Annotated in this window: 17 protein-coding genes and 1 tRNA gene; 15 read left to right on the forward strand and 3 right to left on the reverse strand. The window is 34.9% G+C overall.

The window, feature by feature from the left end; translation table 11 throughout:
• The first annotated feature begins 31 nt into the window (after positions 1-31).
• The 13 genes from BUA03_RS07185 (at position 32) to BUA03_RS07245 (ending at position 15,321) form a co-directional block, all read left to right on the forward strand.
• Positions 32-379 (forward strand): FtsL-like putative cell division protein, encoded by a 348-nt coding sequence (locus BUA03_RS07185; protein ID WP_066079969.1) that lies wholly within the window; start codon positions 32-34, stop codon positions 377-379.
• Complete coding sequence (locus BUA03_RS07190; RefSeq protein WP_066079966.1) at positions 370-2,373, forward strand: penicillin-binding protein; 2,004 nt, start codon at positions 370-372, stop codon at positions 2,371-2,373. The genes BUA03_RS07185 and BUA03_RS07190 overlap by 10 nt, the downstream gene beginning before the upstream one ends.
• Positions 2,370-3,833: a UDP-N-acetylmuramoyl-L-alanyl-D-glutamate--2,6-diaminopimelate ligase gene (locus BUA03_RS07195; RefSeq protein WP_066079963.1), complete on the forward strand. Its 1,464-nt coding sequence runs from the start codon at positions 2,370-2,372 to the stop codon at positions 3,831-3,833. The genes BUA03_RS07190 and BUA03_RS07195 overlap by 4 nt, the downstream gene beginning before the upstream one ends.
• A gap of 97 nt (positions 3,834-3,930) precedes the next feature.
• Complete coding sequence (gene mraY, locus BUA03_RS07200) at positions 3,931-5,160, forward strand: phospho-N-acetylmuramoyl-pentapeptide-transferase (protein ID WP_066079960.1); 1,230 nt, start codon at positions 3,931-3,933, stop codon at positions 5,158-5,160.
• A gap of 1 nt (position 5,161) precedes the next feature.
• Entirely contained in the window at positions 5,162-6,493 is a 1,332-nt protein-coding gene (gene murD, locus BUA03_RS07205; protein WP_066079956.1) for a UDP-N-acetylmuramoyl-L-alanine--D-glutamate ligase, read from the forward strand.
• 47 nt (positions 6,494-6,540) lie between these two features.
• A complete protein-coding gene (locus BUA03_RS07210) occupies positions 6,541-7,830 on the forward strand; it encodes an FtsW/RodA/SpoVE family cell cycle protein (protein ID WP_066079953.1) in 1,290 nt (429 codons plus the stop codon).
• A 55-nt stretch (positions 7,831-7,885) separates the two neighbouring features.
• Complete coding sequence (murG, locus tag BUA03_RS07215) at positions 7,886-8,983, forward strand: undecaprenyldiphospho-muramoylpentapeptide beta-N-acetylglucosaminyltransferase (protein ID WP_066079950.1); 1,098 nt, start codon at positions 7,886-7,888, stop codon at positions 8,981-8,983.
• Between the two features lie 23 nt (positions 8,984-9,006).
• Complete coding sequence (gene murC / locus BUA03_RS07220) at positions 9,007-10,356, forward strand: UDP-N-acetylmuramate--L-alanine ligase (RefSeq protein ID WP_066079948.1); 1,350 nt, start codon at positions 9,007-9,009, stop codon at positions 10,354-10,356.
• Positions 10,343-11,065 (forward strand): cell division protein FtsQ/DivIB, encoded by a 723-nt coding sequence (locus BUA03_RS07225; protein ID WP_066079945.1) that lies wholly within the window; start codon positions 10,343-10,345, stop codon positions 11,063-11,065. Before murC ends, BUA03_RS07225 begins: the two co-directional genes overlap by 14 nt.
• 6 nt (positions 11,066-11,071) lie before the next feature.
• Positions 11,072-12,454, forward strand: a complete 1,383-nt coding sequence (gene ftsA / locus BUA03_RS07230; RefSeq protein WP_066079942.1) for a cell division protein FtsA — start codon at positions 11,072-11,074, stop codon at positions 12,452-12,454.
• 54 nt (positions 12,455-12,508) lie between these two features.
• The gene (ftsZ, locus tag BUA03_RS07235) at positions 12,509-14,458 is read left to right on the forward strand and encodes a cell division protein FtsZ (RefSeq protein ID WP_066079939.1); all 1,950 of its coding nucleotides are present in this window, start codon (positions 12,509-12,511) and stop codon (positions 14,456-14,458) included.
• A gap of 267 nt (positions 14,459-14,725) precedes the next feature.
• Complete coding sequence (locus tag BUA03_RS07240; RefSeq protein WP_066079937.1) at positions 14,726-15,175, forward strand: GatB/YqeY domain-containing protein; 450 nt, start codon at positions 14,726-14,728, stop codon at positions 15,173-15,175.
• 72 nt (positions 15,176-15,247) lie between these two features.
• Positions 15,248-15,321, forward strand: a tRNA-Arg gene (locus tag BUA03_RS07245).
• A gap of 59 nt (positions 15,322-15,380) precedes the next feature.
• Here the strand turns inward: BUA03_RS07245 and BUA03_RS07250 are convergent.
• From BUA03_RS07250 to rplU, 3 genes are all read right to left on the reverse strand, one after another.
• The gene (locus tag BUA03_RS07250; protein WP_066079934.1) at positions 15,381-15,863 is read right to left on the reverse strand and encodes a hypothetical protein; all 483 of its coding nucleotides are present in this window, start codon (positions 15,861-15,863) and stop codon (positions 15,381-15,383) included.
• Between the two features lie 625 nt (positions 15,864-16,488).
• Entirely contained in the window at positions 16,489-16,755 is a 267-nt protein-coding gene (gene rpmA / locus BUA03_RS07260) for a 50S ribosomal protein L27 (RefSeq protein ID WP_066079927.1), read from the reverse strand.
• A gap of 22 nt (positions 16,756-16,777) precedes the next feature.
• Positions 16,778-17,200 carry a 50S ribosomal protein L21 gene (rplU, locus tag BUA03_RS07265; protein WP_066079924.1) on the reverse strand — a complete coding sequence of 141 codons (423 nt, stop codon included), beginning with the start codon at positions 17,198-17,200 and terminating at the stop codon, positions 16,778-16,780.
• A gap of 227 nt (positions 17,201-17,427) precedes the next feature.
• Between rplU and BUA03_RS07270 the strand changes: the two genes are divergently transcribed.
• Together BUA03_RS07270 and BUA03_RS07275 are read left to right on the forward strand one after the other, a co-directional pair.
• On the forward strand, positions 17,428-18,753 hold the full coding sequence (locus tag BUA03_RS07270) for a M16 family metallopeptidase (protein ID WP_066079921.1): 1,326 nt from the start codon (positions 17,428-17,430) through the stop codon (positions 18,751-18,753).
• Positions 18,754-18,764: 11 nt separating this feature from the next.
• Positions 18,765-20,813, forward strand: coding sequence for an insulinase family protein (locus BUA03_RS07275; protein ID WP_066079918.1), 2,049 nt, complete (start codon positions 18,765-18,767; stop codon positions 20,811-20,813).
• The last annotated feature ends 183 nt before the right edge of the window (positions 20,814-20,996 follow it).

The raw sequence follows: 20,996 nt of genomic DNA on the forward strand, positions 1-20,996 counted from the left end.
TCCTTTAGAGAGGGGTTGGGAATGATTAAAAATGAAAAACGGAGTATACAGTTTACTAAAAGCAAGGTTCCTTGTCAATGAGGATGCGGTAAAAAACTGGCGTTTTATCGTTTTTATAATTCTGTTGGCTATTCTAATGATAGCAAATACCCAACGATTTGAACAAAAAGTGTTTAAGATTGCTGAATTGACAAATAAAGCCAAAGAGTTGCGCTCAGAATTTGTCGATAGACGCTCAGAATTGATGAAATTGAAAATGGAGTCGACGGTCTCCGAAAAAATGATAGAAAAAGAAATTTTCCCATCAACAGTTCCTCCAGTAAAAATTAAGGTTAAAAAAGAAAAAGAGAAGGGTTTTTTAGAAAAATTATGGCAGTAGAAGATAAACACATATCGTATCGAATCTATCTGGTAGCTTTTGGCATTTTTGTCATGGCTATTGCTATTGCTGTGAAATTAACAAATATTCAGTGGGTCGAAGGTGATTATTATAGAAAGTTAGCCAAGGAAAGAACGGTTAGAAACTTTGTGATTCCAGCTAATAAAGGAAATATTTATTCTGCTGACGGAAGTCTTTTGGCTACATCAATTCCTAATTATGAAATACGTTTTGATGCTGTTACTCCTAAAGCGGAATCATTTGAAAAAAATGTTAAATCACTATCCGATTCATTAGCTACAGTACTAGGCAAGCCGTCTAGTTTTTTTGAAAATGAACTTCGGAAAGCAAGAGCTAACAAAAATAGGTATTACTTAATTGCTCGTAACTTAAGTTATACCCAATACTTTAAAATAAAAGGGTTTCCATTGTTTAATTTAGGTGCTTACAAAGGAGGAATTATAATTGAACAAGAAACAGTGCGAGAGCATCCAATAGGAAAAATTGCTGAGCGTACCGTAGGATATGAACGAACTTCTAATGGTGAGTCTTATGATGGAAAAGGAATTGAGTGGGCATTTAGAAAATATTTGAATGGTAAAGACGGTAAGATTTTAAAACAAAAAATAGCAAAAGGACAGTGGAAACCCATTCGTGATATAAATGAGGTGGACCCTCAAGATGGATACGATGTCATTTCAACAATTGATGTTTATATACAGGATATCGCTCATCATGCCTTATTAAAACAGTTGGAGCTATATCAAGCAGATCATGGCTGTGTTGTGGTTATGGAAACAAAAACAGGTCATGTTAAAGCAATTTCTAATTTGGGAAGAGCTACGGACGGAACCTACTTTGAAACTACAAATTACGCTGTTGCTGAATCTCATGAACCTGGTTCTACTTATAAACTAGCTGATTTAATGGCACTTCTGGAAGATAAAAAAGCAGATACAAGTGCAGTTTATGATAGCAAAGGAGGGGTGATAGTTTATTCCGGGAAAAAAGTACGTGATTCACATCAAGGTGGTTATGGCAAGATTTCGCTAGCAAGAGGATTTGAGTTATCATCAAACACGGTTTTAGTACAAGCAGTATACAATGCATACAAGGATAATCCTTCACAATTTGTAAATCATCTTAATAATTTTGGATTAAATAAACCATTAGGACTTTCCATCAAAGGAGAAGGAAAGCCGTACATTCCGCAGCCAAGCGATAAAAATTGGTCTAATATTTCCCTTCCATGGATGGCTTTTGGTTATGGAGTATCGATCACGCCAATGCAAACTTTAGCTTTTTACAATGCCGTTGCCAATGATGGAGAAATGGTCAAACCACAATTTGTTTCGGAAATTAAAGAATGGAACAGAACCATCAAAAAATATGAAAAAGAAGTTTTGAATCCAAGGATTTGTTCGCCAGCAACTATTGCAAAGCTAAAAGCAGTTTTAGCAAATGTGGTAAAAAAAGGAACGGCTTCGAAATTATATTCTAAGGATTTTTCGATGGCAGGAAAAACAGGGACAGCGGCGGTGAATTATGGAAAGGCTGGCGGAGTTGGAAAATATTATGCCTCTTCCTTTGTGGGTTACTTCCCTGCTGATGAACCTAAATATTCGTGTATAGTTGTCGTGCATAAACCAAGTACAGCACTCAATAATTACTATGGTGCGGATGTGGCAGGTCCCGTTTTTAAAAGAATTGCACAAAAGATTTTTACCGATGCACCTTCAACAAATGAGATTAAAAACATAGACAGAAAAATTCCAAAACAAGAAAATAATTATGACGCTTATTTTGTTAAATCTCAAAAGAACCAACAAATAATTCCAAATTTAAAGGGAATGTCAGGAATGGATGCTGTCGCTTTATTAGGGAATTTGGGCATGAAAGTGAAGGTTATAGGAGTTGGAAAAGTTAAAAAACAATCTCTGGAAGCAGGACAGAATTTAATTAAAAACGCAACGATATTATTGGAATTATCATGAGTGTACTGAAAGACATATTGTACAAAGTAGCTATCGAAGCCATAAAAGGTTCGACAGATATTACCATAAATAAAATGGATTTTGATTCTAGAAAAATAGAAAATAAGGACGTTTTTGTAGCTATTCGTGGATCCATTTCTGATGGGCACGATTTTATTGGAAAAGCAATTTTGCAAGGTGCAGTCGCAGTGATATGCGATACCTTTCCTGAAACTATCGAAAATGGAATTACTTATGTGCGGGTTAAAGACACGAATTCTGCTTTAGCTTTTATGGCTGCAAATTATTTTGGTGATCCGTCGCAAGATTTAAAATTGGTTGGAATAACAGGAACAAATGGTAAAACTACCATCGCCTCTTTATTGTATCAATTGTTTAAAAAAGCGGGTTTTAAAGTTGGTTTGTTATCAACCGTGAAAATACTGGTGGATGATGTAGAATATAAAGCAACTCATACCACTCCAGATTCTATTACGATAAATCATTATCTTAAAGAAATGGTTGCGCATGGGGTTGACTATTGTTTTATGGAAGTGAGCTCTCATGGGATTCATCAAAAAAGAACAGAAGCGCTCCATTTTGTGGGTGGGATATTCACTAATTTATCGCACGATCATTTAGATTATCATCCTACGTTTGCAGAATATAGAGATGTCAAAAAATCGTTTTTCGATCATTTGCCTAAAACGGCTTTTATATTATCTAACATTGACGATAAAAACGGTCAGGTAATGTTGCAGAATACTGCTGCTAAAAAGTGCACTTATGCTTTAAAAACCTATGCTGATTATAAAGCACAAATACTGGAAAACCAATTATCAGGTTTGTTGCTGAAAATAAATGGAAATGAAGTATGGGTTAAGTTGATAGGAACCTTTAATGCTTATAACTTATTGGCTATATACGGTACTGCCGTTGAGCTTGGAATGGAAAGTTTAGAAGTACTCCGTTTGTTATCTGATTTAGAAAGTGTTTCGGGTCGTTTTCAGTTTATCGTTTCTACAACTAACATTACTGCTATTGTGGATTATGCCCATACTCCGGATGCATTAGAAAACGTATTAAAAACAATCACTACTATTCGTACAAAAAACGAACAACTGATAACAGTGGTAGGTTGCGGAGGAAATAGAGACAAAACCAAGCGCCCAATTATGGCTGGGATTGCATCGGAACTCAGTGATAAAGCAATTTTCACTTCGGACAATCCTAGAAATGAAGAGCCAGAAGCTATTATTGCTGAAATGGAGCAAGGAGTAGCGCCTCAAAATTATAAAAAAACATTGACCATAAGCGATAGAAAGCAAGCTATAAAGACAGCTTGCCAATTGGCGCAGCCTAATGATATTATTTTGATTGCAGGCAAAGGACACGAAACATACCAAGAAATTAAAGGAATTCGGCAACATTTTGACGATATGGAAACAGTAAAGGAAGTTTTAGAACAATTAGGGAAATGATGGTTTAATCGGTTGCTATTATTTGTTTTAGCGAATAGTATTTAGATTGAAAAGTAACGAACCGCAAAGCAACGATTAACCAAATAAACAAAGATATATGCTATATTATTTATTTGAATATTTAGATAAAACACTGGATGTTCCTGGAACAGGAGTTTTTCAGTACATCACATTTAGATCGGCATTAGCATTTATGTTATCGTTATTGCTGTCAACTATTTACGGAAAAATAATTATTCGGTTTTTGCAAAGACAACAAGTAGGGGAAACCGTTCGGGAGTTGGGCTTGGCTGGTCAAAATGAAAAAGCAGGAACGCCTACGATGGGAGGGTTAATCATAATTTTTGCAACGTTGGTTCCAGTTTTGCTTTTTGCAAAATTGCATAATATTTACATCGTATTGTTGATAGTGACCACGTTATGGATGGGAACGATAGGGTTTATTGATGATTATATCAAAATATTTAAAAAAGATAAAGCAGGTTTAAAAGGGATATTCAAAGTTTTTGGACAAGTTGGTTTGGGTTTGATAGTAGGAATTGTGCTTTATTTTCATGCAGGTGTTACTGTAAGAACGGATACTGGTAAAACAGATGTTTTTAAAACGGCCACGCAAACCGTGATTATGCCAGCGCCCATCGAAGAAAAATCTACGGCAACTACAATTCCTTTCTTTAAAAACAATGAGTTTGATTATGCCGAATTGCTGGCTTGGACAGGAGACGGATATGAAAAATGGGCTTGGTTAATTTTTATTCCAGTAGTAATTTTTATTATAACTGCAGTTTCAAACGGCGCTAATCTAACAGATGGAATTGATGGTCTTGCTGCGGGAACTTCGGCTATTTCGGTACTCGCATTGGGAATATTTACGTTCGTTTCAGGTAATATTATTTTCTCTAATTATCTGAATATTATGTACATCCCTAATTCTGGTGAAATGACGGTTTTCATAGCAGCATTTGTAGGATCATTGATTGGATTTCTTTGGTATAATTCCTATCCAGCATCCGTTTTTATGGGTGATACAGGAAGTTTGACCATTGGTGGAATAATAGCCGTTCTTGCAATTGCGGTTCGTAAAGAAATGCTGATTCCTTTATTATGCGGAATTTTTCTTGTCGAAAATTTATCTGTGGTTCTTCAAGTAAGTTATTTCAAGTATACTAAGAAACGCTTTGGCGAAGGCCGAAGAATATTTTTAATGTCTCCTCTACATCATCATTACCAGAAAAAAGGGTATCATGAAAGTAAAATCGTAACCCGTTTTTGGATTGTAGCTATTATGTTGGCCATATTGTCAATTGTCACTTTAAAATTAAGATAGTATGCGGCTAGTAATTTTAGGTGGTGGAGAAAGTGGTGTTGGAACTGCTATTCTTGGTAAGAAAAAAGGGTACGAAGTTTTCGTGTCTGATTTTGGAAAAATAAAAGGAAATTATAAAGAGATTTTACTGTTAAACGGAATCTCTTGGGAAGAAGAAAAGCATACGGAGGAGTTGATCTTGAATGCTGCTGTGGTGATGAAAAGTCCAGGAATTCCAGATAAATCTCCAATAGTAAAAAAGCTGCAGGAACGAGGAATTCCAGTAATTTCAGAGATTGAGTTTGCGGCTCCTTTTACGAAGGCAATAATTATAGGGATAACCGGAAGCAACGGAAAAACGACTACAACAATGCTGACACATCATTTGTTGAAATCAGCTGGATTGAATGTAGGATTGGGCGGCAATATAGGGAAAAGTTTTGCTTGGCAGATTGCCGATAATAAATACGATTCCTATGTGCTGGAGTTGAGTAGTTTTCAACTGGATGGAATTATTAATTTCAAACCCCATATTGCTATCATTACGAATATTAGTCCGGATCATCTAGATCGGTACGAATATAAATATGAAAATTACATTGATTCAAAATTCAGATTAACAATGAATCAAACAGAGGATGATTATCTCATCTACGATGCAGATGATGAAGCCATAAGCAATTGGTTCAAAACGCACACAACAAAAGCAAAATTAATCCCTTTTTCATTGACCAAAATTTTCAGCGAAGGAGCCTATATAAAAAACAACAAAATGGAAATTAAGATTAGTCAGGAAGAGTTTACAATGGATACAGATCACATTGCTTTAGAAGGAAAACATAATATGAAAAATGCAATGGCAGCAACCTCTGTGGCTAAATTAATGCAAATAAGAAAGGCTACAATTAGAGAAAGTCTTTCGAATTTTCAAGGAGTAGAACACCGTCTGGAAAAGGTTTTAAAAATTCAAAATGTTCAATATATCAATGATTCTAAAGCAACAAATGTTAACGCAACCTTTTTTGCTTTAGATAGTATGAACACACCAACGGTTTGGATTGTAGGTGGTGTCGATAAGGGGAATGATTATAACGAATTGATGTCCTTAGTTCGGGAGAAAGTAAAAGCGATTATTTGCCTTGGTGTAGACAATAAAAAGATTATAGATGTTTTTGGGAATGTGGTTGACATGATGATTGAAGTTTCTACTATGAATGACGCAGTTCAAATGGCACAACGATTAACTGAAAAAGGGGACTCTGTATTATTGTCTCCAGCCTGCGCTAGTTTTGATTTGTTCGAAAATTATGAAGACAGAGGGAATCAATTTAAACAAGCAGTTAAAAATTTATAGAAAAGTTTTATCGTATTAACGAAAGTAAACTTTAAAAAGAAAGCGGTATGAAACAATTAATAGGCAATCTAAAGGGAGATAAAGGGATTTGGTCATTTGTGGCCTTATTGGCCTTGTTTTCGTTTATGCCTGTTTTTAGTGCAAGTAGTAACTTGGCCTATTTGGGGCATGGAACGGGAAATACGTTAGGGTATTTAGTAAAACATTTGGGTCATATTTTTTTTGGTTTTTTAATCATTTTTTGGGTTCACAAAATTCCGTATCACTATTTTAGATCTATTTCTAAATGGCTGTTGCCCGTTGTTTGGGTTGTTTTAGCCATAACGATGATAAAAGGTACAGTGATAGGTGGAGCCAATGCAAGTAGGTGGCTTCAGATACCATTTGTCGGTATTTCATTTCAACCTTCGGCTTTTGCAGCCTTAGTTTTGTTTGTATTTGTTGCGCGTTATTTGTCTAAAACAAGAGAGAAACCGATTGATTTTGTAGCATCATTGAAGGAGCTTTGGCTTCCGGTTTTTATTACCTTGATTTTTATTCTTCCTTCGAATTTTTCCACTACGGCATTAATTTTTTCGATGATATTAATGTTGGCATTCATAGGGAAGTATCCTATGAAATATATCGCAGTAATTGTAGGTTCAGGCATTGTTTTTCTAACCTTCTTTGTTTTGATTTCTAAAGCCTTTCCCGATGCTAAATTTTTTAGCAGAGTAAGAACTTGGGAAAGTCGTATTGAAAATTTTAGTACCGACAAACCAGATGAAGATGATTATCAAATAGAAAAAGCAAAAATTGCTATTGCATCAGGTAAGATTTATGGACTAGGACCAGGTAAAAGTGTTCAGAAAAATTTCTTGCCACAATCTTCATCGGATTTTATTTATGCAATTATTGTTGAAGAATATGGAATAATAGGGGGAATAGGCGTTTTGTCGCTCTATTTGTTATTGCTTATCCGATTTGTAGTTGCTTCGCATAAAGCCACAACACTCTTTGGGAAACTGGTAGTTATAGGTCTTGGTTTTCCAATGATTTTTCAGGCGATGATTAATATGGCTGTAGCAGTAGAATTATTGCCTGTTACGGGACAAACGCTGCCGTTGATTAGTAGCGGAGGAACTTCTATCTGGATGACCTGCATCGCATTAGGGATCATTATTGGTGTAACGAAGAAAGAAGAAGAAATTGCTCAGGAATTGAAAGATACTGCAAAAAGGGAGGAAGCGCTACAAAAATTAATCGATCGAGAGTTAGACGAAGAGTATGTTTTAGAGGAAGCATATTCTATTGAAGACAAGGCAAAAAATCCAATGCAGGCAGTTTTAAATAAATAAGCCATTTTATAATTTTGAATTTTTAAAATAATTGCAACTTAGGAACTTTAAAAAAATGAAACAGTACAAATTCATATTAAGCGGTGGAGGAACTGGAGGTCATATCTATCCAGCGATTGCTATTGCAAATGAATTGAAGTCTCGTTTTCCGAATGCCGAATTTCTATTTGTTGGTGCCAAAGATAAAATGGAAATGCAAAAAGTGCCGCAGGCAGGTTACAAGATTATTGGACTATGGATTGCAGGATTACAAAGAAGACTGACATTTGACAATACTCTTTTCCCGGTAAAACTGATCAGCAGTTTATTAAAATCACGTACTATAATCGATCAATTTAAGCCAGATGTAGTTATTGGTACTGGAGGTTTTGCCAGTGGTCCACTTTTACAAATAGCGGCAATTGCAGGTATTCCAACGGTGATTCAGGAACAAAATTCCTATCCTGGAATTACCAATAAGCTATTGAGTAAAAAGGCAAAAAAGATTTGTGTTGCTTATGAAAACTTAGAACGCTTTTTCCCAAAAGGAAAAATGATTTTAACTGGAAATCCAGTGCGTCAGGATTTAATTGATATTGATTCCAAAAGAGAAATAGCATTACAGCATTTTGATTTAGACCCTAAGAAAAAAACACTTTTGGTTTTAGGAGGTAGTTTAGGAGCCAGAAGAGTAAATGAGTTAATTGCTAAAGAAATTTTGTTGTTTGCAGCTCATAATGTGCAAGTAATTTGGCAATGTGGCACGTTATATTTTGATGATTATAAACGTTTGGAAGAGAATGAAAACATTCAGATTCATTCTTTTATCGATAAAATGGATCTGGCTTATGCAGCGGCAGATATTGTGGTTTCTCGCGCAGGAGCTTCTTCCGTATCGGAATTATGCATTGTTGGTAAACCCGTGATTTTTATTCCGTCTCCTAATGTAGCTGAAGATCACCAAACTAAAAATGCGCAAGCAATAGTTGATAAAAATGGAGCTATTTTAATGAAAGAAGTAGAGCTGGATTCTCAATTCGGTATTGTATTTGAGTCTTTGATTACAGATGAGGCAAAACAAAAAATGCTAGGTGAAAACATAAAGAAGTTGGCAATGCCAGAAGCAACAAAACGAATTGTTGATGAAATTGTTAAGCTAATAGATAGAAAATAATAGAGATAAAGAAAGAAACGAAAATGAACTTGAATCAAATACATAACGTCTATTTTATTGGAATTGGTGGAATCGGGATGAGCAATTTGGCTCGTTATTTCAAAAATTTGGGAAAACAGGTTTGCGGGTATGATAAAACGCCTTCTGTTCTAACAAATGAATTAATGGAAAGTGGAATTGCAATTCACTTTGAAGATAGTATTGATTTGATACCAAAAGATTTTTTTATCGAGAATACGCTAGTAATTATTACACCTGCAGTGCCAGTTACACACTCGGAATGGAATTACTTCGTGGAAAAAGAGTATGAAATAAAGAAGAGAGCCGAAGTTTTAGGATTAATTACTAAGGATACGTTTTGTTTTGCAGTTGCAGGTACCCATGGAAAAACAACGACATCGGGGATTTTAGGACATATATTACACCAAAGTGGCGCTGATGTCACTGCTTTTATAGGCGGAATAGTTGAGAATTATAATTCGAATTTAATAGGAAGTGGTACAACAGTAACGGTAGTTGAAGCAGATGAATTTGATCGTTCCTTTCTGCATTTACATCCCAATATTGCTTGCATTACATCCATGGATGCTGATCATCTCGATATTTATGGTACAAGTGAAGCTATTGAGGCGTCTTTTATGGAATTTGCAGCTAAAATAGAGGATAAAAATAATCTTTTCATCACAAAAGAATTACCATTAGAAGGGATAACGTGTGCGGTAAATGAAGACGCTATTTATAAAGCGTTTAATATAAGAATAGGAGACGGAAGCTATGTTTTCGACGTACAAACACCTACTGAAATAATTAAAGATTTACATTTTGGTTTGCCAGGACGTCATAACTTAATGAATGCAGTGATGGCTATTGCAATGGCAAATTTATTCGGCACCCCAACCGATGCCATTGCAAAAGCCATAGCATCATTCAAGGGGATAAAAAGACGATTTTCGTATCAAATTAAAACTGATGCTAAGGTGTATATTGATGACTATGCACATCATCCCACAGAAATTAATGCGGTGCATCAAGCGGTTCGGGAATTGTATCCAAACCAAAAAGTATTGGCAATTTTTCAGCCCCATCTGTATAGCAGAACAAGAGATTTTGCTGATGAATTTGCCAAAAGTTTGTCCAACTTTGATGAAGTTCTTTTATTAGATATTTATCCGGCTCGGGAACAACCTATACAAGGTGTAACTTCGCAATGGATCAAGGATAAGATGCTGCTTAATAATAAGAAATTAGTAGCCAAAAATGATTTGGTTACCGCGATATTGGCAAGTGACGCCACGGTCGTTGTCACTATTGGAGCAGGAGATATTGGAGAATTAGTACCATCAATTAAAAAAGCAATCAATGAAACTCTTTAATTGGACCAATATTCGATTGATACTGATGTTTGCATTAGTGGTTTTTCTGTTTTCTTTTACGTCAAAACGAAATGAAAACAGGAAATTGACTAAATCTGAAGTTATTTTTGTTGGAGACAATGACCCTTTTGTTAAACAAGAAACGGTTAATAAATTGTTAATAGAAAATAATAAAGAGGCATCCAGCATTCAAAAAGTTAATTTAGATTTGAATACGCTGGAGACAAATCTCAATGCACAAGAAATGATTGAAAAATCAGATGTCTATGTGAGTATTGATGGTGTGTTAAAAGCAGTGGTGAAACAAAAAACTCCTATTGCTAGAGTTTTTGATAATGGAGGTTCTTTTTATATTGATTACGAAGGGAATAGAATGCCATTGTCAGCTAATTTTACAGCCCGAGTTCCACTTGTTTCAGGGGGAATAAATAAAAATAATAACGAAGATTTAGCCCGCTTATTTCGCGTAATTTATGATGATGCATTTTTGAAAAAAAACATTATCGGAATTGAAATTATGCCAAATGGTAGCTTAAAAATGCACAACAGAAATTTTGATTACCAAATTGATTTTGGTAAATTGATTAATGTGGAGCGTAAATTTAAAAATTACAAAGCTTTTTTTCAAAAAGCAGTTTTAGATAGTTCGTTGTATAAATATAAAAAAATTGACCTCCGGTTTACGGAACAAGTAGTTTGCACTAAATAATAGATAATGGAAAAAGAGAATATTGCAGTAGGTCTAGATATTGGGACAACTAAAATAGTTGCCATGATAGGCAAAAAGAATGAATATGGTAAACTAGAAATTTTAGGTGTTGGGAAATCTAAAAGTTTGGGTGTGGCACGAGGTGTTGTAAATAACATTACACAAACCATACAATCCATACAGCAAGCAATTCAAGAAGCGGAGAATAACTCAGGCTATAAAATAAAAGATGTGGTTGTTGGAATTGCAGGACAACACATCCGCAGTATTCAACACACAGATTATATTAGCAGAAACAATCCCGAAGAAGTGATTGGTGGGAATGATATTCAACTTTTGATTGATCAAGTCAATAAATTGGCTATGTTACCTGGTGAAGAAATAATACATGTTTTGCCACAAGAATTCAAAATTGATGGACAATCTGAAATCAAAGAACCTATAGGAATGTACGGTGGAAGATTAGAGTCTAGTTTTCATGTAGTAGTGGGTCAGGCTTCGTCGATTCGCAATGTCGGTAGGTGTATTCAAAGTTCAGGAATTGAACTGTCAGGTTTGACCTTAGAACCATTAGCTTCTGCCGATGCAGTTTTGAGTCAGGAAGAAAAAGAAGCAGGGGTTGCATTAATCGACATTGGTGGTGGTACAACCGATCTAGCTATTTTTAAAGATGGTATTATTCGGCATACAGCAGTAATTCCGTTTGGAGGAAATGTAATTACAGACGATATTAAAGAAGGATGTTCTATAATTGAAAAGCAAGCTGAATTACTAAAAGTTAAATTTGGATCTGCTTGGCCAGGAGAAAATAGAGATAATGAAATTGTTTCTATTCCCGGTCTACGAGGTAGAGAGCCAAAAGAAATATCGTTAAAGAATCTATCCAAAATAATCCATGCGCGCGTTGTGGAAATTGTGGATCAGGTGTTTACAGAAGTAAAAGCATACGGTCATGAAGATCCTCGAAAGAAACTGATCGCAGGTATTGTATTAACAGGTGGTGGGGCTCAATTGAAACATATTAAGCAACTAGTAGAATATATTACTGGAATGGATACAAGAATAGGGTATCCTAATGAACATTTAGCTGGGAATTCAGATGAGGAAATCTCAAGTCCATTGTATGCAACGGCAGTGGGTTTAGTAATGAAAAGTATTGAGAATAAAACGCAAAGCGCGGTACGCATGGATGCAGTAGAGCAACCAAAAGCGCCCACGTACAGGTCTACAGTTGTTCAAGCTCCAGTACAAGAGGTTTATGAGAACGTAGAAAAGGAAGTAGATCATAATGCGCATGAAAAACAAAATTCTACAGTTAACAGAATTCAGAAAAATTTCTTTGATCGGTATGTAGATAAGATCAAAGACTTTTTAGATAATGCAGAATAAAGGCACGGCCTGAAAAATATAAGAATTAATAATAAATATCAAAAACCCAAAATTATGCCAAGCAACACAGAATTTGGAAGTATTTCATTTGATTTACCTAAAAACCAATCAAATGTAATAAAAGTTATAGGGGTCGGTGGTGGCGGAAGTAACGCTATAAATCACATGTTTAAGCAAGGGATCAAAGGCGTGGATTTTATCGTATGTAATACGGATTCTCAAGCTTTGCAGAGTAGTTCTGTGCCAAATAAAATTCAGTTGGGAGTTCATCTAACCGAGGGACTTGGTGCTGGAGCAAACCCTGATGTTGGACAGCAGTCCGCAATTGAAAGTATTTCAGAGATTGAAAAAATGCTAGATCGCAATACTAAAATGGTGTTCATTACAGCCGGAATGGGCGGTGGAACTGGAACTGGTGCTGCACCTGTCATTGCACAATTGGCAAAAGAAAGAGATATTCTCACGGTTGGGATTGTGACATTGCCTTTCTTATTTGAAGGTAAAGTGCGTCAGGAACAAGCGTTAATTGGTATAGAAAAATTGCGTAAACAAGTCGATTCTTTAATTGTTATCAACAATAATAAATTAAGAGAAGTATATGGGAATCTTGGTTTTAAAGCTGGATTTTCAAAGGCAGATGAAGTTTTGGCGACAGCCTCAAGAGGGATTGCCGAAGTAATTACGCATCACTATACACAGAATATCGATTTAAGAGATGCTAAAACGGTATTGTACAATAGTGGAACAGCTATTATGGGATCTTCTGTTTCTTCAGGCGAAAATAGAGCTAAGGAGGCAATTATTGCCGCTTTAGATTCTCCTTTGTTAAATGACAATAAAATTACTGGTGCCAAAAACGTATTGTTGCTTATCGTTTCTGGAACAAATGAAATTACAATTGACGAAATTGGAGAAATTAATGATCATATTCAAGTGGAAGCAGGACATAATGCTAATATTATTATGGGGGTTGGTGAAGATGAATCTCTTGGAGATGCCATCGCAGTAACTATTATCGCTACCGGATTTGATATTGAACAACAAAATGAAATCGTAAATACGGAGCCGAAAAAAATTATTCACACATTAGAGGATGAACAAAGAAGTGTACATAATCTTAGCAGTAAAACAGTAACGGCATTCGATTTAAATACAGAATCGCCTATAGCAAACACTAGCGAAAGAATCGTTTTCGATCTAGTTGAAGATGTGGTTGTTGCTGAGCCTGCAATAGTTTCTGCACCAGTGATTATAGCCACTACAATTGATAAAGAAGAGTTGATGGTTATGTCTGAATTTATTAAAAATTTAGATGTAACTTTTGAAATCGTTTCTCCTATTACTGATATTGATTTCACAATCACATCTCCTGTAGCCGAAGTAAAAGCAGTACAGCCAAAGGTTATTGAGAGACAAGAACAAACTACTTTCTCTTTTGATTTGCCGCTTTTTAAAACAGAACCAGCAGGTCAAGTGCAAGAAAATAAAGTATTGTATGAGGTAACGAATGAAACTCGTGATATCAAAGTAAATGAGGCCGTTCAATTTGTTCCCGTGACAGAATTAAGTGATAACGGAATCATCAAGTACTCTCTAGAAGAATATATGGATCAAGAGCCTGATTTCATGGCCAAACCAGTCGTAAAAACACCAGAAGTTGTTATTCCGGCTGAGTTAAATATTACCATGAAACAAGTGGAAAGATCGGTACAGGCGCCAGAAGATTTTGAGACAATCTCTCCAATGGAAATGACTATTGAAGAATCGTTGAGAATGAGAGCTGATGAAAGAAGAAAAAAGCTAAAAGAATTCAATTACAAGTTTCACAACAATGTTTCTAAAATTGATGAGTATGAAAAAGAGCCAGCTTACAAAAGATTAGGAATAGATATTTCAAACAATCAGGCGAATAATACAAATTCAAGAATTTCTGTAGGAACAGATAGCAACAATGATTTACAGTTGCGTTCTAACAATTCCTATTTGCATGACAATGTAGATTAAGGACCTCAAGTCAAAAGAAGGTAACCCGAAAATTTATTTTTCGGGTTATTTTTTTTATGCAACGAGAACAAAGTAATCTGTTGTAAATTCCAGTAAATTTCTTTAAATTTGCACTTTCTTAATCCGGTTTTCGTTTCTAGCTTTTGTTGAAAAGAAACTTTTTTACTGAAAGCCTTTTTAGTACCGCTGGTTCAAAAAATAATTGTAAAGTAATAGTTCAACAATCGATTAGCCAATGATCGATTAACCAAATTAATAATAAAGAATATGAGTTTATCAATACAAATCATGGACGAAATCAAAACCGCCATGAGAGCCAAAGATACAGTAGCTTTAGAAGCTTTAAGAGCTATTAAATCTGAGATTTTATTGGCGCAAACAGCAACAGGATCAAAAGAGGAAATTACTGACGATGACGAAATAAAATTGTTGCAAAAGTTAGTGAAAACCCGAAAAGACAGTGCTAAGATTTTTACAGAACAAAATCGTATGGATTTAGCTGAACCAGAATTAGCTCAAATTGCAGTAATAGAAAAATTCTTACCAGCTCAATTAAGCGAAGCAGAAGTAGAAGTAGTAATTGCAAAAATTATTAGCGAAACAGGTGCTTCAGGGATAGCTTCAATGGGTAAGGTGATGGGTTTAGCAGCAGCACAATTAGGAGGAACTGCTGAAGGAAAAACCATTTCTACGATTGTTAAAAAGTTACTAACGTAATAATTAAGAATTCTTGTTAATCGGTTTTAATCGTAAATATAAAATCGTTAATCATAATTTTCAAATTAATTTGACTGCGTAGTTCAACTGGATAGAATATCAGATTTCGACTCTGAGGGTTGCAGGTTCGAACCCTGCCGTGGTCACATAAAAAAAAACCGTAAAGTACTATTTTGAAGTGTTTTACGGTTTTTTTTGTGTCTTTTTACCAATCGCTTTTTGCAGGCTTTTTGATTGTAAACAGCTGTATCAAATGCGGATTTAAAGTTTCAGTACTATTATTGAATAGAGATGGTTTTTTTATGGTTTTATTCCTTTTTAATAAGGCTTGCTCGATCGTATACTCATTAGTAGCTTGAATTAGCAAGCCATCTTTGTTAATAATACGTGGTTCTTCAATAAAGCGTGTGTTAAAAACAGAGACCCGATATTTATTTTTCTTCACTTCAATTTTGAATTCAGCGACAATCGGATGGAGCATTTTGTCACTGAAATTTGTTTTTTTTATAATTCCGGTGGAATCGGTTTTAAACTCTAATCGTGGATTGCTTTTGAGTTTGGAGATGCTTGTTGAATCTTCGTAAATATATCTCCACATTATCAATTCGTCCTCAACTATAAAGTTTTTATTTTGTGCAAATGAAATGGTGGTAATCAATAGGAAAGTGATGGATATTAATTTTTTCATTTGTACTTATTTATAATTGTTTCTTTGCGTTAGTTAATGGTTTTATTTCTTAATGTGATTCATAAGGATGCCATCGTGATTTCTAATTCTTTTTTTAAGCAGTGTAGCAACAAATGATGCATTTAGTTTTTTTATAATTAGTATCATTAAATAGTGGTTGTCTTTGATGTGTTAGCGATACTTTCGTGATATATCTTTAACAAATGTCCCAACCAATATTTAGTCGCTAATAAAAGATAGAATAATGCTATTTATTAGTAATGACTCATTTATCAAATTTCATACCTAAAAAGGAGAATATAAAGGAGTTGTTAAATTCAAGACGCAAACGGTAGCGGTTGCGTTTTGCTTTACAAGCGGTTGGACATGCGAATACAATTGAATTCCTATCACCTTTTTGTTTCTTTTTGAGAACACTTTAAAAATTTGGTATTTCTGCAAATTATAAAGTTTTACGAAACTAGAAGTTTCTGCAGCGCTTTTTATTAGGCTTTCTGATGGTTTTGGTTTCAATTCATTTTTAATTTTGAAATAAAAATCTATAATCAAAGTAGTCTGAAATTATTCTGCAAAAAAAAACCTCTAGATTTCTCTAAAGGTTTTTATTAATTGGAAGGCAATTCAATTATGCTTCAACTTCGAATGGAAGTATGGAAACGTATGATTTGTTATCTCTTTTCTTTTGGAACTTAACAACTCCATCTACTCTTGCGTGTAGAGTGTGGTCTTTACTGATGTAAACGTTTGCACCTGGATTATGTTTTGAACCTCTTTGTCTTACGATGATGTTCCCAGCAATAGCAGCTTGACCACCAAAAATCTTCACGCCTAGACGTTTTGATTCTGATTCTCTACCATTCTTAGAACTACCGACACCTTTCTTGTGAGCCATGACGTATTAGTTTATTTTGTTATTATTCTTGAGTATCTTCTTTTTTAGCTTTAGCTACTTTTTTCGTAGGAGCTTCTACTTCTTCTGTATTAGCTTCTACTGCCGCTTTTTTAGGAGCTGCTTTCTTAGCACCAACACCAGTAATTCCTTCGATTACAATTTGAGTAAGATATTGTCTGTGACCATTTCTCTTTTTGTATCCTTTTCTTCTTTTCTTTTTGAAAACGATAACTTTATCTCCTTTTAAGTGTTGTAACACTTTAGCTTCTACTGAAGCACCTTCTATAGCTGGGGCGCCTAAAGTGATTGTTCCGTTATCATCTAATAAAAGAACTTTGTCAAAAGAAACTTTTGAACCTTCTTCATTAGTCAAACGGTTAACATAAACCTTTAAGTCTTTGCTTACTTTGAATTGTTGCCCTGCTATCTCTACGATTGCATACATACTGAATTGTTTTAATAATTTTTAAGGTTGCAAATATACAATTAAATATTTAACCTGCAATTAGTACTGTAAAAATTATTCTCAATCACTAACCTGTTGCTATGGTTGGAATTTAAATAAAAAGAATGTAATTAAACAGTTGTTAAATTTTTGTTTAGGTTTAGTTTTTATGTAACATTGTTCGCATAATTGCGACTTACAAGTATATTAACAAAATTATTAACCTTATGAAAAATTCATTAATGGCTTTAGGTGCTTTGTTTATGCTAGGAGGGGTCGCTTCAGCGCAAAAAGTAGCTTTTGAGGAATACAAATTAGACAATGGTTTGCATGTGATTTTACACAATGATCCATCTGCTCCTACTGTTATTACATCTGTAATGTACCATGTGGGTGCTAAAGATGAAAATCCCGAAAGAACCGGGTTTGCCCACTTTTTTGAACATTTGTTGTTTGAAGGAACTGAAAACATCAAGCGCGGGGAATGGTTTAAAATCGTTACAGGGAATGGTGGAGTAAATAATGCGAACACTACGGATGATAGAACGTATTATTATGAAGTGTTTCCTTCCAATAATCTTGAACTAGGTTTGTGGATGGAAGCGGAAAGAATGTTACACCCTGTGATTAATCAAATTGGTGTTGACACTCAAAACGAAGTGGTAAAAGAAGAAAAAAGATTGCGTGTTGACAATCAACCTTATGGAAATTTTTTAGCGGAAGTAAAAAAGAATATCTTTAGAAAACATCCATACCGCTGGGCAACGATAGGTTCTATGAGCCATTTAGATGCTGCAACTTTAGAGGAATTTCAAGCTTTTAATAAGAAATTTTATATTCCTAACAATGCTGTTTTGATTGTTGCTGGTGATTTCAAAAAAGAACAAGCGAAGGAATGGATTCAAAAATATTTTGGACCTATCAAAAAAGGAGCGGCTATTCAAAGAGAAACATTTGTTGAAGAGCCAATCACTCAAACCATCAAAGCAAAGTTTGAAGACGCCAACATTCAAATTCCTGCAATCGTAGCTGCGTACAGAACGCCCTCTATGAAAACTAGAGATGCAAGAGTATTGGATATGATATCTTCAATTTTAACAGATGGTAAAAGTTCAAGGTTGTACAAAAAAATTGTCGACGATAAGAAAATGGCCCTACAAATAGGTGCTTTTAGTAACAGTCAAGAAGATTATGGAAGTTATATCATTTACGGCTTGCCGCAAGCTCCAAGTACTGCCGATGACATTCTTGTCGAAATTGACGCTGAAATTGTAAAACTACAAACAGAATTGATAACGGAGAAAGATTTGCAAAAACTGCAAAACAAATTCGAAAACCAATATGTAAATAGTAATTCAACTATTGACGGTATAGCAGATAACTTGGCTTCCTATCACTTATTATACGGTGATGTAAATTTAATTAATACCGAAATCGAAATCTACCAGTCAATTACTCGTGAAGAAATCAGAGATGTTGCCAAGAAATATTTAAATCCAAACCAAAGATTAGTTTTGGATTACGTTCCATCTAAAGACAAAGCTCAAAACTAAGATATCTCATTATGAAAAAATCAATATTAATTTTATCAAGTTTGTTCTTAACAGTACTTATGCAAGGACAAATCATCCCTCAGCCAAAACCCGGAGTTGCTCCAACCATAAAAATTGGAAAACCAGTAACCTTTGAGTTAAAAAATGGTTTAAAAGTTATGGTTGTCGAAAACCATAAGTTACCACGAGTATCCTTCAATCTTACTTTGGATAATGATCCGTATACAGAAGGTGACAAAAAAGGAGTTGCTGATATGACCAGTACTTTAATAGGGAGTGGAACCACTAAAATTTCGAAAACGGCCTTCAATGAAGAAGTAGATTTTCTGGGTGCTAATATCAATTTTAGTTCAAACGGTGCTTCAGCAAGCGCATTATCTAAATATTCTGGACGAGTTTTAGAATTAATGGCTGATGGTGCACTAAATCCAAACTTCACCCAAGAAGAATTTGACAAAGAAAAAACCAAACTTATTGAAGGCTTAAAAGCAAATGAAAAAAGTGTTTCAGCGGTAGCAGCGAGAGTAGTAGATGTTTTGACTTATGGAAAAAATCATCCTGCAGGGGAATATGTAAGTGAAGCTACTTTAAAAAACGTAACACTTGCTGATGTCAAAGCGAACTATAGCACTTATTTTGTTCCTAGCAACGCCTACCTAATTATTGTTGGGGATGTAAAATTCAAGGAAACAAAAAAAATGGTAGAGAAGTTCTTTGGTTCATGGAAAAAAGCTTCTGCTCCTTCAATCACATTTAGCGATCCTAAAGATGTTGCTGTTTCACAAATCAACTTTATTGATATGCCAAACGCAGTTCAATCAGAAGTTGCTGTGGTTAACATGTCGAATCTTAAAATGACGGATCCTGATTATTTTGCGGTCTTAGTGGCGAACCAAATTTTAGGTGGTGACTTTAATAGTTACATCAACATGAATTTAAGAGAAGCTCATGGATGGACGTATGGTGCAAGAACAAGCATCTACGGAGACAAACGCGTTTCTACTTTCAATGCATCAACACAAGTTCGTAACGCAGTAACGGACAGTACTGTTGTTGAGATTTTCAAAGAATTCAAAAAAATCAGAACGGAGAAAGTGACTGATGAAATGTTAGCTAGTGTAAAAGCAGGATACATCGGACGATTTGTAATGCAAATTGAAAAACCACAAACGGTAGCAGGTTACGCTTTAAGAATCCAAACACAAAGCTTACCAGCTGATTTTTATGAAAATTACATTAAAAATATCAGTGCTGTAACTGCTGACGATATTTTGAGAGTGGCTAATAAATACTTCTTGGCTGACAATAGCAGAATTGTAATTGTAGGAAAAGCTGCCGATGTAGCTCCTAGCCTAGAAAAATTAAAATTTCCAGTATCGTACTCCGATAAATACGGAAATCCAACAGCTAAACCAGAATTCAAAAAACCGGTTCCAGCAGGAGTTACTGCCAAAATTGTTATTGATAATTACATCAAAGCTATTGGTGGCGAAAAAGCAGCATTAGCTGTAAAAACAGTAGTAATGAACGGAACTACAACTATTCCACAAGCACCATCACCATTGAACTACACATCAAAAATAGATGCTAAAGGAAAACTTATGGTTGAATTAGCTATGGGAACGATGAGCATAATGAAGCAAGTGGTGAATGAAAAAGGAGCTTACGTGATGCAACAAGGGCAGCGTCAAAATATTGAAGGAACTATGCTTGCTGATTTGAAAGCAGATGCAACACCTTTTGTAGAATTAGCTCTTTCTAAAAAACAAGGTTTAACGCTAGAAACTATTGAGTCTGTAAATGGAAAAGATGCTTATGCCGTTAAAAATGGCAAAACGACATTGTTTTACGATGTAACTTCGGGATTAAAACTTGCGGAATCTAAAGTTATAGAACAAGGTGGACAAAGCATCACGCAAACTACAAATTACGGAGATTACAAAGAAGTAAAAGGAGTTAAAGTTCCTTTTAATATCATCCAGAATGTAGGGTTTGAATTGGATATAAAAATGTCTGACGTAAAAATCAATGAAGGTGTTACAGATGCAGATTTTCAATAATCAAATCTAAAATTTTTATTAAAGGCTGTCTAGAAATAGGCAGCCTTTCTTGTTTTTATCCTATTGTACTCAAAAAAAAGACATCAGTCAATTAGCAAACATAAACTCTAATTACTACAAACAGTACACTGAATGTTGAGCTCTGAACACTACAGACTGAAAACTGAGCTCTGAAAACGTAAC

This window comes from Flavobacterium fryxellicola, assembly GCF_900143245.1.
In the GTDB taxonomy this organism is placed as follows: Bacteria; Bacteroidota; Bacteroidia; order Flavobacteriales; family Flavobacteriaceae; genus Flavobacterium; species Flavobacterium fryxellicola.